The sequence below is a fragment of the Paenisporosarcina sp. HGH0030 genome, from assembly GCF_000411295.1.
In the GTDB taxonomy this organism is placed as follows: domain Bacteria; phylum Bacillota; class Bacilli; order Bacillales_A; family Planococcaceae; genus Paenisporosarcina.
The window spans coordinates 549,246-566,762 of the sequence record NZ_KE150421.1 but is presented as its reverse complement, the minus strand read 5'-3'; the positions used below and the strand labels follow the sequence as shown (position 1 = coordinate 566,762).

Genomic DNA, 17,517 nt, shown 5'->3' with positions numbered 1-17,517 from the left:
GATTAAAATTGTTCCAAAAACAATAAACCCTCCCTGCTACCTATTACATTATTTTAGTACGATTAGATTTCAGAAATGTTTCATTTTTTAATTAAACTGCTGCTTTAGTTCAATAAGAAAAAAGGCTTTTCTTTCTAAGAAAGTAAAGCCTTTTGAGTACTACTTCAACATTTCGATATACATATAGAGGTTGTCTACAACTTTACTGTTTCCAGTAATTCTATATTAGACACGAACCCTTGATTCCCCTTTAAATTAATACAATATTTTTCCATTTAACAAACCTTTGTACATTATTTGCTATATAAAAATGTCTATCAAATCTACTTACAATTTGATAGACATTTTGATTAGCTATGGGTTTTATACTGCTTCTTCCACTATGCCGTTCTGCAACAGGTACATTTTGTGATACAAGCCTTTTTTTGCAAGCAACTGTTGATGATTGCCCTGTTCAACAACCTCGCCTTGATGAAGGACTAAAATCAGCTCTGCATCTTGAATCGTACTCAAACGGTGGGCAATGGCAATCGTTGTTCGTCCTTGTCGCATTTTTTCAAGACTTGATTGAATTGCCACTTCTGTTTCCGTATCGATGTTTGCTGTTGCTTCATCCAGCACCAAAATCTTCGGATCTGTTGCCATCGTACGGGCGAATGCGACAAGTTGACGCTGACCACTTGAGAAGGTTGAGCCTCGCTCGGTTACTTTTTGCTTATAGCCTTCTGGCAACAGATTGATGAAGCCGTCAGCTTGAACAAACTCTGCAGCAGCACGCACTTCGTCATCCGTCATACTTTGCTTGTGCAAACGAATGTTGCTTTCAATATCCCCGAAGAACAAGAACGGATCTTGTAGCACAAGTCCCATTTTATCCCGTAATTCCTGAGCTTTGAAATCTTTTACAGATTGTCCATCTATCAAAATATCACCTTGTTCAAACTCATAAAAACGCATCAATAAATTGATGATGGAACTTTTCCCACTTCCGGTATGGCCGACAAGCGCTACCGTTTCCCCAGGATTCGCGGTGAAGGAAATGTTTTTCAATACATCTGTTTGTCCATCGTAAGAGAATGTTACATTTTTGAATTCAATTTTCCCAGCATCAATCCGTGCATTTGTGTTCGCCTGACTTGGCACAAGTTCCTTTTCATCGAGTAGCTTGAAAACACGGGAAGCCGCTACAATGGCTTGTTGGAAAATCGATAAACGTTGCATAACTTGATTAATCGGTTCAAAGAATCGGTCAATATATGTCACGAAGGCGTAAATCACACCAACTTCGATCGTATTGCTGAATGAAGTTACCCCGAAATAGCTTAGCAACATAATCAGCGCAAGTGCATACACCAAATCAATCGCGGGACGCAGCAACAGACTATCCATTTTGATATTACGCTTGCCTGCTTTCCAGTGCTGTTCATTGATGTCATTGAATTCATCTTTCAATCTCGGTTCTTGTCGGAATGCTTGAATCATGGACATGCCTTGCAAGGATTCAGCCAGTTTTGCATTTAATTGACTCAATCGCTCACGCAAATCTTGGTAAAACACCGAGCTGTAACGACGGTACGTTTTTATAATCATAAATAATATCGGCAATAGCAATAATGTAACGAGGGCCAGTTTAACATTCAGAATGAACATCGCGATGTATACTCCGACCACTAAGAAACCACTTTGCAAGAACCCGACCAAGACACTGACAAACATATCTTTAATGGCTTCCGTATCATTCGTTACGCGAGACACAATGCTTCCGGCAGGCGTTTTATCAAAATAACGCATTCCGAGGTTTTGTACTTTCGTAAAAACATCAATTCGCATTTGCTGAATGATTTTCAGTGCTATCTCCTGGAATTTCAGCAGCTGGAAATAACTGATGAAAACATTGGAGATTTGAATGAATAAGTACGCACTCGCCAGTCCGACTAACGGTCCTGTCGGAAAGTTTTGAACGGTCAAATAATCATCTATGAACGTTTTAATCAAAATAGGTCCAACAACGTCCCCGACTACGGTAAGGCCAAGTAGGAATAACGCAAATGTAATGACCTTTTTATGTGGCTTCAAATAGGAAATGAGCCTTCTTAAGATGATGCCTTGATCTTTTCCTGTTAGCTTTGGCTGTTCTTCCATTACACCTCACCCCCCATTTCGACAAGTGCTTCTAATTGTTGTAACTGATACATTTCGTAGTAACGTCCTTTTTGGTCCATGAGGTCTTCATGGGAACCTTTTTCAACAATTGTTCCTTCATGAAGCACGATGATTTGATGTGCATGTTGAATCGCGCTCAATCGATGTGCGGTAATAATGGTCGTTTCATCCAGTCGGGATGCTTTTAACGACTCAAGGATTGCTTCTTCTGTTCGCGCATCAACTGCAGATAGCGAATCGTCCAAGATTAACAACTCCGGCTTCATCATCAATGCACGGGCAATCGAAATCCGTTGCTTTTGTCCACCAGATAACGACACGCCTCGTTCGCCGACAATGGTTTCATAACTATTCGTGAATTTCAGTATGTCTTCATGAATGTGTGCGAGCTGAGCCGCTTCATACACTTCTTCTATTGGAGCACTTGTATTCGCAAAGGCAATATTTCCAGCAACCGTCGTTGAAAACAAGAAATGATCTTGCGGTACATAACCAATTGCTGAACGCAGTCGTTCTTTTTTGTAGGCATTGATGGAATGGCCACCGTAAGTAATCCACCCATCGTATCCTTCGAATTCACGTAATAACAATTTCAAGATAGCTGTTTTCCCTGAACCCGTCTTGCCGACAATTCCTAACGTTTCTCCACGTTTCAGTGTGAAGTGAACATTTTTCAAGGCAGCGCGGTCATCTTCCGGGAATTTAAATTCATCGATATGAACATCCAGGTCGCCTTGCGCTTTTACATCTAGTGCATGTTCCGCGTCATCAATATCGATTGGTTCGGCAAGCAATGCGCGAATCCGATCGTAAGAAGCACGTCCTCGTTCAACAATGTTGAATAACCAACCGAATGCTAGCATTGGCCAGACTAGTAACCCAAGATAGGCAGTAAATGCAATCAAATCCCCGATGGACATTTCATTTGCCATGATAAATCGTGCACCGAACACGATTGATAGGAAAAACGAAGTACCAACAATTGCGGATATTGTTGGATCGAATAGTGAATCCACTTTGGCTACGTGTATGTTCTTTTCGACTACGTCATCCGATAACTTTACAAAGTCTTGGATGTCTTCTTTTTCCTGACCAAATGTTTTAATGACTTTGATTCCCGAAATACTTTCCTGTGCTTTATCGTTCAAATTCGAGAAGGCTTCCTGGGCAAAGTGGAAACGATTATGCAACATTGTTCCGTAGTAATTTGTCAAATACGCCATGATTGGCATGGGAATCAATGCAATGAGCGTCAATTTCCAATTGATTGTAATTGCCATCGCAGCTATAACAAACCCACCTGTAGTCAATGAATCGACTAGCGTCAAGACACCCGCTCCTGCCGTCTGTTGAACGGCTGATAAATCATTGGTCGCATGTGCCATCAAGTCGCCAACACGGCGCTTTTGATAAAACCTAGGTGACATGCGGGTAAAATGTTGGAATAAACGTTCTCGCAATTGACGAGCAAGTAAAATTGCCGAACCAAAAATCATCGTGCGCCAGTAATAACGAATGATATACATGGCCAGAGCGGCACCTGCCAGGAACAGCAGCCATTTCATAAGTGCTTCGCCTGTTAAAGTACCCAATCTAATTTCATCGACGACATATCCTATTATTTTAGGTGGCAGCAGTTGCAAAAATGCAACGACCATCAGCATCAAGATGCCGAAGATATACTGTTTCTTTCTCTCTTTAAAAAACCACCCTAAATCTAAAAATACTTTCACGCAGTAATCCCCCGATTCTTTTTTTCAGACTTTACTAGTTTAGCAAATGTTTGGAATTTATAGAAGATACGAAATAGAAATTATTCGGATTGGGAAATAGTTCGAATAAGCGATGTGAATTTTCTCACATCGCCCACACCCCGGCCATACTAGAATGGCCAGGGTGTAACATCTCCCTCTTCTTTTATTCGGCTTTATGTCCCCCAATTAACTTGGAACGGGCTCGGGCTGTTCCGGCGTCTGTATAGGAAACGGCACGCAGTAAAGCGGCCGAACCATATTTGCTGCGAATGTGATCCATGGCAGAACCTAGCTTTCGCTTTCGCCACTTTTCCGCTTCAAACAGGCTGAGCTGCATCGAATGCTCAGGCTCCATATTTGACAAAGTTACGGACAGTCGTCGGACAGGTCGGTCATCAAAATGTTCATCCAGCAACTTCACACACATTTTATAAATTTTCATTGTGTCGTTTGTGGCTTCTTCCATCGAACGGGAACGATGAAACCCTCCGCCAAAGGCATCTTTACTGTACTCGGCACCGAGATGAACGGTACGCCCGACTTTCCCCGCTTCCCGCGCACGTCTTGCCACGTCTTCCGTCATTTCAAGAACAACGGCAAGAATATCTTCCTTCTTACGATAATCACGAAATAGAATTTGCCCTTTTCCGTAACTGACTTGCCCTTCTATGAGGGGTGCACCGAGGTCGGATAAATCGATTCCCCAGGCGTGATGGTACAGTTGGTTTCCCATGACTCCGAATTTTGCTTCAAGCGTCGCCAACTTCGTTTTCGCAAGATCTCCGACTGAAAAAATCCCCATGGCATTCAAGTTTTTTTCCATACGCGGTCCAATGCCCCACATTTCACGAAGTGGAGATACTGGCCATAACTTCGTTGGGACATCGTCATAAGTCCAACGAGCGAATCCTGTTTTTTTGGCATCCAAATCAAGCGCGAGCTTCGACATCAACATATTCGGACCCATGCCCATCGCAGATGGCAATTGAAACTGCTCCAGTAAATCGTCCTGAATGCGCTGGATAGTTTGCTCGACAGGTCCCCATAATCGCTCCGTTCCTGCCAAATCAATAAAACTTTCATCGACGCTGTAGACATGAATCGCTTCTTTTGGCACATACTCACTGAGCAAACGGGTAATTTCCATAGATACCCGCACGAAAAAGCCCATTTTAGGTTCAATCAGCCGAATATCTGGGTGATCCGGTATTTCAAATAAGCGCGTACCTGTCTTCACGCCAAATTCTTTTTTTAATGGTGGGGAAGCCGCTAACACAATGCTTCCCTTCTGTTGTTGATTCCCAATAATCGCAATCGGGGTTTTCATCACGTCAAGTCCTTCATCCGCTGCCGCACAGCTTGCATAAAATGACCGCATATCGAGACAAACGATTTTCCGATCGGGATATTGTTCATACATGATGTTCTCCTCCTTTAAAACGAACAAATGTTCTTAAACGAATTATACCCCGAACGAATGTTCTTAATCAATGGATGGAAAACATTTTCATTTTTGAGATGAGGAAACTTTCAGGTTGAAGGAATGGCACTCCAGGTAGACAGAATGGGAATCTAGGTAGACAGAACACTCGTCCAGGTAGACACAACGGTTCTCCAGGTTGCACAAAATCACGAAACCTAAATTTTTCAAAGAAAAAAGCGTTCGAAAAATATCGAACGCATCAGAAATCAATCACGTAGCATGAATGAATGCAAAGTGTAGCAGCACCACTAGAAAAAACGACGATAATTAGTAAGGCTATTCCTATTAGGTTGACATCCTTTTAATTAGGTAAGAAATACTGAAATAGATATAACGAATAGAACCGTTACTAAAAGAAAGGGAACTAATGCCTTTCTTATTTCATCTTCGCTTTCAGCTTTCTTAACCTTCTTTCTATAATCAATCCAACTAATAAACGTTACAATTGAAATTAAAATTACATATGGAAGTTCTTCCAGGTGAATCCCCTCTTATCCCCGATATTTGACTCAAAAATCTAACCCTTTTTATAACTAACCTGCTGAGTTTGTTGAATAAGGAAAAGGGTTTCTTCATTGCCCCTTGATCTTTAACTAAAGCATCAGCTAGTTGTATAAGTAATACAATTTAATATATTTCACTTGTCTTATTGTTAATAAATCTATTTAACGCAATAACAATTGAAATCATCCCTAGTAATAAAAAACTTATGAAAAAACATTTCAAACCAATAGTTGGAGAATTTGATACAAAACCACTTAATACCAAGAATATTACGCCAATAGATATTAGGAAATACGAAAACAACTTATCGTTACGTTTGAGTAGAATATATCCTAAAAGGACTAGAATGTACGTACTACTGAATAACATAATTAAAGGAAATGTAGGTAAAAATTTAGCTGCATATACAAAATAGTCAATTGTTAAAATATCGCTTGCTTGCTTCACAGGACCATTTAACATCTCAGAAAAGATAGCTGTATGTTTCCATTCCCAAGAGACATCTAATATTTTACTTCCCTCATACCATGAAGCTAGAGCAGAAAAGATGAAAGCCATTGATGCTACAGATAAATGGATAATAATTTTAAAAGACATGTTTACACCTCCAAGATATACTCAATATTAACATTAATTTACATTTTAGAAAAATTACAGAGGAGGTGATATTGAACTAATCTCCATATGTAGTTGAACAAGAAAAAAATGCTTTACTCCTTTTTGAAGTAAAGCACCCATTAGTTGAACCTAAGTATTATACAATCATCCCATTTTTCGTCGTTCCTGAATAAGAAAAGATTATACACTTCGGTTGAATTACTTTTCACTATTTTTATGCATTTTTCAATACTGTTCATATTTCTTTTGATATTTAATATCTTCTGCCAGGCTATCAAGTTCTAAATGTATTTATTATAAGGTTAAATCAGATGACTCTGGAACAACTACAGGCTCACCTGCTTTTAATAATACTTTGTTTCTTCCTAATAACACGCCAAGGATTAACATAAGCACTCCCGTACCCAATAGAATCCATTCAACTCTCACAACATCTGCCATAGGTCCAAAAATGAGCATTCCTATCGGCATCATAGATGTAGCAATCATCCCAAATACACCAAATACTCTACCTAAGTAATCACCCTCGACTCGCTCTTGAATCAGTACAGTCGTCGGTGTATTGAAGACTGGCATTGTCACTCCGAATATCGCCATGAAGAGTAGATAAGCCCAAAACATTGGCATAATCCCTAATGCAATCGTACAAACCCCCATAATAATACTTGCAAGTGTCATCGTATGCACCTTATTTGAAAAGCCTCCCCACGAAGCAATAATACCTCCGCCTGCCATCATTCCAATCGAAAAGGCTATTTCAATTGCAGTTAACCGCCATACATCATCACCAAAGCTCCGAGTCACTTGTAAAGGAGTTAAAAATGCTGCAGGCGCCATCAAAACAAATAACATCGCGAAATACAAAAAGAACGTTTTCAAAAAAGCGTGGTTATTAATATATGTTAAACCTGCTTTAAAATCAGTAAGATAGCTTGTTGTTTGTACCTCGGATGCCTTTGCATGTACCTGAATTTTTAAGAATACAAGCAAAGTTACGATTGCTATAGCTGCAGTTACCACATCTATAAAGAAAATACTTTCTAATGTGGCCATTGTCAGCATTGCCGCACTTACCATAGGAGACACGAACATAATAATAGCCTGTATACTTCCGTTAATTCCACTTACCTTCGTCAGTTTATCTTCTGGAACAATTTGCGGTAAAATAGCCCCTACTGCTGGACCTTGAATACCTGCTCCTATAGCTCTAATACCAGCCATAGCAAAAAGTAGCCAAACTGCCTCATATCCCATTAAGAAGACAATTGCCATGACGAGAGTTGCAACAGCAATTAATCCATCCGATAAGATGATGAGTACCTTTCGATTGTATCGATCTGCCCATACTCCGGCAAAAGGCGATAAAATAAAAGTAGGGATGAATCCACATAAAATAAACAGTGTCATCATCATTCCTGATTGTGTAGTAAGTGTAATATGCCACATAATCGCATATTGAACCAGAGAGGAACCAAAAAGTGATATCGTCTGGCTACTTAAAAAGATAATAATATTCTTTTTCCAATTTTCATATTCCATATTCATTTTCTTCACGACCTTTTCTGTATATTTCCTACAATGAAAAGTAAATGGTTAAGGTCTTTTTACTCGAATCGAAAAAGAGTAGTTACATTACTATTTTTAGACAACAAAAAAAGAGGGTAGATTCAACCTCTCTTTTTTTGATAAACATAAAAATAAAGTTTTCCTAAAGAGACAGACTAATCCCATTTACTCCATACTTAAGCAGAGCCTTGACCATATGCAATTAACGGTTCAAAGTTCGGATTCTAAGTCTCATAGATGCTGTCAAAAGGAAAACCTCCATTACTTTTAGTAAATTTAATTTTACCATTGCTTTTTTTCCAGTTCAATAAATAGATGGAAATATTTTCATTTCCAATAAATTCTATATTGCTTAATGATATTTTTCATTAGATTACTCAAGGTGATAGAAGACTGCTTTAGATTTAGCAACAAGTTCCTGTTTATCATTAAACATTGGTATACAAAATGGTGATTGCCCTTATCTAGAATTATATGAATTATCATCGGTATGGTGGTGTCGGTTTTAGTTTTCGGGATATTCTATTATTTATGTGTACTATTTTATATTAGTTGTAGAGAATACGGCTTCTGAATAAGATGCTAAGACATGATCTTATTGGAGGGTTTTCCATGCATTCATTCTTTACGTATGTATTTCTTGGAATTTCATTGGCAGCACCTATCGGCCCAGTAAAAGCTACGCTGATAAATACAGGCATCAACAAAGGCTTTTTTCGTGCATGGATTTTCAGTCTTGGAGCCTTGTCTTCCGATATCCTGTACATGCTTTTAGTGTACTTCGGAATCGCTAAATTCATCGATTCACCATTTATGCAAACGCTGCTCTGGTCTTTCGGATGCTTTGTCCTCATTTATACGGGGATTGAAAATCTGCTTGCGCTCCACAAAACTAAAGCAAAAACAATGACCAAGACAAATCGAATTCGACATACATACATAGCCGGCTTATTCATGGCGTTTCTAAACCCTTTGACGGTCCTTTTTTGGTTAGGTATTTATGGTTCCCTCCTTGTAGGGTCTTCTGAACCATTGGCAGGATATGAAATCTTCATTTGCAGTGGAGCCATATTATTGGGAATTATGATGGTGGATTTAACTATGTCCTTATTGTCCAGTAGCGCCAGCAAAGTGCTTTCGAATAACATCCTGACAGGCATTTCCATGATATCCTCCCTTTCCATGATTTGCTTCGGCGTTTATTTCGGCGTCCAAGCCTATCATTCACTTTTCTAGCAAATCGCACCCGCATAAAAATGTACGTCTTGGAGACCCTAAATACGTTCCTCTATATGAAATTTTCTGAGGTGTATGTATGGAAAACAGTGAAAAAAAAGTCAGTACATGGTGCATTGTCAGTATGGCTTCAATTCCACTTGTAATGACATTAGGAAATTCAATGCTAATTCCCGTTCTTCCCATTTTGGAAAAAACGGTGGGTATTTCTTCGTTTCAGTCGAGCATGATTATCACAAGTTACTCAATAGCAGCCATTTTCCTCATCCCAATTGCAGGCTATCTATCCGATCGATTTGGCCGTAAAATTGTCATATTGCCTAGTTTGATTTTAGCCCTAATTGGTGGATTAATTGCCGGTTTCGCCTCCTGGAAACTGGATAACCCCTTCGCCTGGATTATCATCGGGAGAATTTTGCAGGGAATCGGTGCCTCTGGTGCCTTCCCGATCATCCTCCCACTCGTTGGGGATTTGTATAAAGACGATGATGAAAAAACTAGTTCATGTCTTGGCATCATCGAAACTTCGAATACGTTCGGAAAAGTGATTAGTCCAATATTAGGAGCTACTTTCGCTTCTTTCTTATGGTTCCTTCCATTCTTCTCCATTTCCTTTTTCAGTCTTATTTCAATAGTTCTTATTTTTTTCTTTATCAAAGTACCCCATGAAAAAGAGGAGCCAAAGAAATTCAAGGAGTTCCTAAGCAACAGTAAGCAGACATTCCAAGAGGAAGGAAAGTGGCTATCAGCCGTCTTTCTCAGTGGTATTTTTGTTATGCTCATTTTATTCGGCACACTTTTCTTTCTATCGGAAATTCTGGAGAAAGAATACGAATTGAAAGGAATTAAGAAAGGCTACGTTCTGGCCATTCCTCTATTAATGTTGTGTATCGCTTCTTTCATTACGGGCCGCAAGATCAAAGGCAATCTATACAAGATGAAAAAAATGATGCTAGTCTGTCTAATTGCTTTATCTGTGAGCGTGAGTATGGTTGGAATATGGGCCGACCGACTTTGGGTCTTGCTCACTATTACCAGCCTTGTCGGAATTGCCATAGGTGCCATGCTACCTGTTCTTGACGCACTCATAACGGAGAATATTGATAAAGAAGAACGCGGTACCGTCTCATCTTTCTACAGTTCTGCTCGTTTCATTGGCGTGGCAGCTGGACCACCAATCATGGCGCTGGTCATGAACAATTATCTCAATGTTAGTTATTTGACGGCAGGTGCACTAGGTGTTATTTTGACTTTTCTTGTATTTAAGTTCATCGATGTGAAAGAAATAGAGAACTAAATGCTTATCAAAAGGAGACGATACCAGTTATTCTTAACTGCTATGGCCTATTGTTAAATTAAAGTACTTGTAAGTTTGCACAAGGTGTAGAAAAATTATTACATTAAGTGCATATAATTGCCGACCAGCATTAGATAAGCAAGCGCTAGATGCCATTAACTATCCAGCTATTTTGTCCATCATGTTTTCCTCATATTCTTTATAAAATCGGTAAATAATATTTTCTCTATAATTTCTGAGCAAAACCTTCAATCAGCTTGATATCATTTTGCTCAGAATTTATTCAACTTCAATAAAACCCAAAATGTACATGATAACATGTACATTTTGGGTTTTTGTTATGATTTACATCTTTGAAAATTACTTGCGTATTGTGTTTAATGCAGTTGTCCAAGGGATAACTTGATCTAACATTTGGTTTACTGAAGCCGCTTGAACTTCAGCTGGTTTGAATACTGTTCCGTTTTCGAAGTCTGTAAATAGTGATAGAGCTGGGTGTACACGAACATGCGCTACTAGTAATTCACTTAAAATCCCGCGTAAATGTTCTGTTGCACGAGCCCCACCTACAGAACCATATGATACAATACCAGCTGCTTTATTATTCCACTCATCACGTAGGTAATCTAATGCATTTTTTAGTGCGCCTGTAATAGAGTGATTGTATTCTTGTACAATGAATATGAATCCGTCTTGTTTTGCAATGATTTCTGACCATGCCCCTGCACCTGATGCATCGCCGCCCGCTTCACCTAAAAGTGGTAGTTTATATTCCGCGATATCAATAATTGTGTAATTTGCGTCACCACGTTTATCTGCTAATTCTTTTACCCATGATCCTACTTGTGGACTTACGCGCCCCTCACGTGTTGATCCTAAAATAATACCTATATTTAATTTTGTCATTGTTTTTCCCTCCATTTTTTGTGCTCCAAATAATTTAGTTAAAAAGCCCATTTTTTGTTATTTCACCTCCTTACAAATACTCTTTTTCAATTTCAAGTGTGCTTCGAACCGTGTTGATTGGTCGTACTGATGCCTCAATTTGTTCTCTTTTTCCTTCAAGAAATGGTGGTAACGATAATATTTCCCCTACTGTTTCGTAAGGCTCGTCCCCCATAAATCCAGGACCATCTGTTGCCCATTCAAAAAGGATTCCAGGTGCTACGCGTGCATATAGTGATTCAAAAAAGAATCGATCAACATACCCTGACGTACCTAAACCATATTCTTTCAAACGTTCGATCCACTCATATAATACCTTTGTATCTTCCACGCGGAAGGCTGCATGATGCACTGTACCGAATCCTTGTCGGCCTGCTGGAAAAATCGTATTGTGCTCCACAATCACTTGTGCACCATTTCCACCTTCGCCCATTTCAAATAAATGCATAGAACCCTCTTCTGCGATTTCACTCATTAGCATTACTTTTTCCAATACTTCTTTATAATAATCATACTGAGCGATACGAACATGAATAGGTCCTAAACCTGTAATTGCAAATTCAAGTGGTACCGGACCGTTCTGCCAAGGTGTCCCTGATGAAACACCTTCATTGAATTCATCTGAAATTAACATATATTGTTGATCATCAAAGTCAACAAATGAAATTGTTTTCTTATCAAATACTGCTTTAATGCCTGTATGTTTTACTTTGTACTTATCAAAACGTTTCACCCAATAATCAAGTGCCGCATCGGTCGGTACACGAAAAGCCGTTTTATAAATCTCGTTCGTTCCGTGTGTTCCTTTTTGAATACCTGGAAAATCAAAGAACGTCATATCTGTACCGGCAGAACCTTTATCGTCTGCAAAGAATAAATGATACGTTTGAATATCATCTTGATTTACTGTTTTTTTTACTAGACGCATTCCTAATACATATGTGAAAAATTCATAGTTTTTCTCTGCACTACTTGTAATCGCTGTTACATGGTGAATTCCTTTTAATTGATTCATTATGGTTCCTCCTTTTTATATCAAATTAACAATTCTCGAATTCGAGATAATTAATAAAAAAATTATAGTTTCTTTGCTTGATTACTTAATTGATTAAGTAGTTCAATCATTTTGGACATGCTCAACGAACAACAAACTTCTTCTGTTCAAGCTTATCTACCTCATAAGTAATACTACTACTTGAAATGAGAACCTTTTTGCCAATCAATTGAATTGGTTGATCGCCTTTATAATAGAGTAATTCTAATACAGCAAACTCTGTTGGATTCAAGTCAAATCTTGCTGCATCTTTTCTGATCACTTCCTGAATCGATTGGGCTGCACGAAGAATAATAGAAACAGGAAGCAACTTTTTTTGAGTTAAAACCAATAGTATCACCACTTAACTATCTTCAATGACAATATCCTTAATTCAAATATCTTTAATTCAAACTAAATATAGCATGATTTTAGAATTAATGCATCACTTTTGTTCGATTTCCAAGGGATCGTATCCATTTTAACAGGAACGACGAAATGGTTTTTACAAGCATTGGAAAAACAGGAATCTAAAAAAAAACTGCAAAGTGCCTGGACTTTAAAAAAATATTGTAATTCACTTATCTTGATCTTGATGCCAATTCCATAATCATTAACTGGCGGCCGCGAGAATTGTTCTTCTATCAGTTGTAATGCCTCCATAATTCAAACCAAGGCATTGGTTTGCACTACTTTTATATAGTAGAGGTGAAGAATAAGTCTTGGCAGCTTTGGGGTTTGGAATCTGTTGGTTTATAAAAAAGTTTAATCAAAAAATTCGTCTTATTAAGTTGATTTCCCCAATATAAAAGAGCCTGTTTTTGAAAAAAAGATTGATCAAAACAGGCTCTTTAAATATTTCACGGGAACGATTTTTATAAAAAAGCTTGATCAGTTTCTACCTGTGTTGCTCAACAATCACGCCCGATTATTGAAGTTCGGTTTTAGACTAATCCACTTCACATATCTACTTTATGAAGCTTCAAGATAAAGACTGCTGCCACGATAAGAAGGGACACCGTCAGAAAAGTAACCGCGAGCGCGCTTTGCCCACTTGCGTACAAAGCTGCGGAAGCAACAATGAACACAACCAGCTTAAGCGTAGTTCGTATGGGAAAGGAGAAGATGGGGAGCGACGCCTTCGGGGAGAGAAACATACCCCATAGAGTGGCTATGACTAGTGGCGTGGCAACCGCGAGTATAATTTTGACCGCTACCCCTGTCTTGATATGATAACCCCAGTAACTGAACGCAGCCATTGCACCAAGCTCCAGTAGAAAGAATCCGGTGAGGACGCTAACACCTATCCATTTTATTTCCATCCGACTCTTCCTCCTAATAAAAAGAATTAAGAAACTAATGTTAATTTTTTTATATACAATATGTTTCGGCCATATTCTAAAATCCTGCCCTTTAACTTAATAACAATTATTTCAAAATTCCGTGATTTTAGCAATCGCTTTATTCCAGAAAATGGCCCTTTAATTGAACAATACTGCTGGAGTTTAAAGGTCAAAAGAAAGCCCCATATTAATACAGGGTTTTATCAAACTTTTTTACAAATTATCAAACTTTATTTTAAATCAACAGAATCCGTTAATAAAACCTACCTGAACTTGTACTGGTACGCTATTCCAGAATATCGGAGTATGATTTGGTTCATTTCACTCAAAATTACTGAGTTTGTCTTTGGATTTTTCTGAAATTATTATTAATGGACGTTTACGCTGAATTAATCCTATATAATAATGGAGTTACATCGAACTTAACCCTACATTTCTAACCTGCCCTGTTATTTTAATTAACAGTAACAGCTGACTTATCAGCCCACTGATCTACAACTAAGCTATCTAAAGTTTAAGTGAATATTTTCACAAGAACCCCTAATAAATGCATTCCGGGAGTATTGTTAAATCAAAAGCTATTTAAAAAGAAAAAAGCAACAATTCGAACGTTGCTTTTTCCAGTTTATCTTATTCAGAATTTTGTACGCTAGGAGTACTTCAACCTAAAAATGTCGAATTCCTTACTATCCGACTTTTTTATAAAAGCGATCTGAACAGTAATAAAAATTGTCTAGTATCTATTCTAGTGGAATTTTCCCCTTAACCCGCTTTAACGTCGCTACTATAAGGAAGCTAACAATCACTAATAGGAGCCATGAACTCACCTTTCCTAGGTGAACGAGACTCCATGCATCGGTTTGGTTTGGATACTCCCAAGCTCCAAAGAATGTTGCGATATTTTCGGCTATCCAGATAAAAAATCCGATGAGCACAAAAGAAAGTGCGAGTGGCATACGGTAACGAGTTCCATCAACCACGTAAGTGACCCATGATTGCCAAAAGACGATAATTACGAGTCCAGATAACCACCAACGAACGTCAATCCAATAATGGTGGGTGAAAAAATTCAAATAAATCGCAGCTGCAAGAGGTACAACTACCAGAAACGGTGGCCACTTTACTAGTTCAACATTAAATCTCCTCCACGCCTGGCAAAGATAACTCGCTACACTTGCGTACATGAATCCGCTATAGAGAGGCACTCCAAAAATTTTGAAATATCCTTCCTCTGGATAAGACCAAGAGCCCATATGTACCTTGAAAATTTCAAGAGCAAGTCCAATAAGGTGGAACAATGTGATAACCTTTAGTTCATCCCGTGTTTCAAGCCCAGAACGTATCATCCACCACTGCATCAGAAGGCAGATGATGAGTAGCCAGTCATACCGTGGTAGAAATGGAAGTGGCATGATCTGTGTAAAAGCCAAAGAGGCAAAAATAACGACAGGAAACAAACATGATAAAGCCTGCTCCCAACCAAAACGAACGAGTTTTTTTAGTGCTCTCATGATTTGTGCCTCCTAAGGTTTTTACTGAATATTTGTAAGTCCTGCTTAGTAAAGTAGTTAAATAGATTTAGGGGTATGTACATAGGTTCACCGCCGGATGTTAAATATTTCCACTTCAATAATCTTGGGTGTCTTCATTATTTCGGTATTCTTAAACATCTCCGGGTTGACACTCTAAACCTCTACAAAAGTTCTGTAACGCTAATACCCCTATTGGGCAAATTTGCCAGCATCACATCAATATTAATTGTAATTTCCGTGTTATTCACTCATACCGTTAAAGCATTTTCATCAATAGCTCCTTTTAAAAGCTTTTGAAGTACAGCCGCAAAGGTTGCAATTACGCTTGAAGCAAAAGTGCACATTAATCCCAGGCTTATAACACCTGCTACATCACCTTCAATAAATAAAACTACGAATATAATTCCTAATACAATTAAGGTACTGATTGTGATTGCACTGTACTTTATATACCTCAAAGCGTTAACAGATACCTCCGAGAAAGCCTTGTTCCTAACTATGTAGGTTAATAGTTTAAATGCTTGATACAACGCAACAAAAAATGGAATAGACAATACATACCCACACACTAAAAAAGGATATTGCAATTAAGCAGTCTCTGGATTCGCTTCTGCATCTCTACTGGCTATCCAAGGCAACCAAAATATACAAAGCAAGCACTGTAATTCCAATAAGAAAAATCTAACTTTAAGTAAATTATTGATCCTTGTTTACGTTTCATAAAAAAGCGCCTCACTTATTTTATTTTTGTCAATTTGACTTTACCACACGATTTATCGTTTTAAAATAAAAAAATATTGTTTTCAATTACATTATTATTGTTTCTGAATAATCCTATTAATTTTCGACAAAATAAAAAGCATTCCTCATTACATGGAAATGCTTTATAACTTTAAACTATTCATTTTATTACTCTGAACCTTTAAGCACCCAACCTGAACTTAATTCTTTTTGTTATACCAGTAATTATCGACTTTATTTCACATTTCAATGACTCAGTCTTAAGATATTCTTTAATGGAATAGAGTTTGAAAATAGAAAGTTCACTTATCTGCTTCTTGACCAACATGTCCAGATGTAATCGTTTGTATTACTTTTTCTCCTAGCATTTACTTATCCCCTAAGTCGATAATCGTTTAATAAGAAAAACAGGGTTGTTTGTCATAGAAGACCTATTATACAAAGTAAAATCACAGGAGACCGTGGTGCGTTAATTAAAGTATTTTATCTACTTCCCCTTAGAGTCCTTAGCGCTTCTGCAACTTTATGAGCAAAAGTTAATGGTGGTTCTACAGATTGAAAATTAATATAAAGGATGTTGGGTTTCGTATAAAGCCAATTGTTATGCAATGCACTGATAATTATTCCATTTTTCACAAGTGTGTTAACAAAATAAGGGACTTCTTTTTCAAGAATAACTGTTACTCCGCGATTAAGAGCGTACCCGTATTGATCTAAATCTTCAAACATGATTTCAGTCTCAATGTTTCCTCGAACTGGACGTCCTTGAATTGTGACTGGAATATCACGATTAATTTCTACGGAGCAAATACCATTTTCGATATCTGGTTTTCCGTTAAGAATTTGGCCGAACTGTTGACAAAGAGTGTTGAAAGTTTCCATTAGACACATCCTTAATATTTTATTCAGTTTATGTTCGTGCCAGTAACTTGGTTAATTGTCTTAGGTGGAAAATTGAACAGTAAAGTAATTACAAACAATTCCTCAAATCGATTTCTGTAATTCAAGAATTATTTTTCTTCATCTGAGTGGTTAAATAATCAACTTGTTTTTGTATTTCTGCCACTTGTTTTTCTAGATCACTTTGACTTTGTTGGCCTTGAATATCACTCTTCATAGCTTCTTCTAAGGGAAAATCATTTTCCCATTCACACGACGATTCAATTCTTTTCCTCCTAAAAAATTTGTAATGAACAGACTTCTTGACCAACGTATTTATAATGCTTGCAATGAAATTCTTTGTGAATAAATAACAAAAGAAGAGAAAAAAGATTTACTTGAAGATTAATACCGTTGAAACCT

13 protein-coding genes and 1 pseudogene are annotated in these 17,517 nt (G+C 37.9%); 2 read left to right on the top strand and 12 right to left on the bottom strand.

Annotated elements, in window-relative coordinates; all coding sequences use genetic code 11:
• Window positions 1-363: 363 nt before the first annotated feature.
• The 5 genes from HMPREF1210_RS02760 to HMPREF1210_RS02740 all read right to left on the bottom strand — a co-directional run bounded on the left by HMPREF1210_RS02760 (window position 364) and on the right by HMPREF1210_RS02740 (window position 8,067).
• Window positions 364-2,142, bottom strand: a complete 1,779-nt coding sequence (locus HMPREF1210_RS02760; RefSeq protein WP_016427080.1) for an ABC transporter ATP-binding protein — start codon at window positions 2,140-2,142, stop codon at window positions 364-366.
• Window positions 2,142-3,896: an ABC transporter transmembrane domain-containing protein gene (locus tag HMPREF1210_RS02755; protein ID WP_016427079.1), complete on the bottom strand. Its 1,755-nt coding sequence runs from the start codon at window positions 3,894-3,896 to the stop codon at window positions 2,142-2,144. Before HMPREF1210_RS02755 ends, HMPREF1210_RS02760 begins: the two co-directional genes overlap by 1 nt.
• 184 nt (window positions 3,897-4,080) lie before the next feature.
• Window positions 4,081-5,337: a hypothetical protein gene (locus HMPREF1210_RS02750; RefSeq protein ID WP_016427078.1), complete on the bottom strand. Its 1,257-nt coding sequence runs from the start codon at window positions 5,335-5,337 to the stop codon at window positions 4,081-4,083.
• A 690-nt stretch (window positions 5,338-6,027) separates the two neighbouring features.
• Window positions 6,028-6,501 carry a YjdJ family protein gene (locus HMPREF1210_RS02745; protein ID WP_016427077.1) on the bottom strand — a complete coding sequence of 158 codons (474 nt, stop codon included), beginning with the start codon at window positions 6,499-6,501 and terminating at the stop codon, window positions 6,028-6,030.
• A gap of 315 nt (window positions 6,502-6,816) precedes the next feature.
• Entirely contained in the window at window positions 6,817-8,067 is a 1,251-nt protein-coding gene (locus HMPREF1210_RS02740) for an MFS transporter (protein ID WP_016427076.1), read from the bottom strand.
• 633 nt (window positions 8,068-8,700) lie between these two features.
• Here HMPREF1210_RS02740 and HMPREF1210_RS02735 point away from each other — a divergent pair.
• Window positions 8,701-9,324, top strand: a complete 624-nt coding sequence (locus HMPREF1210_RS02735) for a LysE family translocator (protein WP_016427075.1) — start codon at window positions 8,701-8,703, stop codon at window positions 9,322-9,324.
• 79 nt (window positions 9,325-9,403) lie between these two features.
• Entirely contained in the window at window positions 9,404-10,621 is a 1,218-nt protein-coding gene (locus HMPREF1210_RS02730) for an MFS transporter (protein WP_016427074.1), read from the top strand.
• A 360-nt stretch (window positions 10,622-10,981) separates the two neighbouring features.
• Here HMPREF1210_RS02730 and HMPREF1210_RS02725 read toward each other — a convergent pair whose 3' ends face one another.
• The 7 genes and pseudogenes from HMPREF1210_RS02725 to HMPREF1210_RS02695 form a co-directional block, all read right to left on the bottom strand.
• The gene (locus HMPREF1210_RS02725; protein WP_016427073.1) at window positions 10,982-11,578 is read right to left on the bottom strand and encodes an NADPH-dependent FMN reductase; all 597 of its coding nucleotides are present in this window, start codon (window positions 11,576-11,578) and stop codon (window positions 10,982-10,984) included.
• A 19-nt stretch (window positions 11,579-11,597) separates the two neighbouring features.
• Window positions 11,598-12,581 (bottom strand): ring-cleaving dioxygenase, encoded by a 984-nt coding sequence (locus HMPREF1210_RS02720; RefSeq protein ID WP_016427072.1) that lies wholly within the window; start codon window positions 12,579-12,581, stop codon window positions 11,598-11,600.
• Window positions 12,582-12,705: 124 nt separating this feature from the next.
• Window positions 12,706-12,951: pseudogene (locus HMPREF1210_RS02715) on the bottom strand (MarR family winged helix-turn-helix transcriptional regulator); the annotation flags it as partial.
• A 607-nt stretch (window positions 12,952-13,558) separates the two neighbouring features.
• On the bottom strand, window positions 13,559-13,921 hold the full coding sequence (locus HMPREF1210_RS02710) for a YrdB family protein (protein WP_016427070.1): 363 nt from the start codon (window positions 13,919-13,921) through the stop codon (window positions 13,559-13,561).
• Between the two features lie 761 nt (window positions 13,922-14,682).
• Complete coding sequence (locus tag HMPREF1210_RS02705) at window positions 14,683-15,453, bottom strand: DUF817 domain-containing protein (RefSeq protein ID WP_016427069.1); 771 nt, start codon at window positions 15,451-15,453, stop codon at window positions 14,683-14,685.
• Between the two features lie 269 nt (window positions 15,454-15,722).
• Window positions 15,723-16,028: a DUF2975 domain-containing protein gene (locus tag HMPREF1210_RS02700; RefSeq protein WP_304412218.1), complete on the bottom strand. Its 306-nt coding sequence runs from the start codon at window positions 16,026-16,028 to the stop codon at window positions 15,723-15,725.
• Window positions 16,029-16,698: 670 nt separating this feature from the next.
• A complete protein-coding gene (locus tag HMPREF1210_RS02695) occupies window positions 16,699-17,097 on the bottom strand; it encodes a DUF1259 domain-containing protein (protein WP_016427067.1) in 399 nt (132 codons plus the stop codon).
• Window positions 17,098-17,517 lie beyond the last annotated feature (420 nt).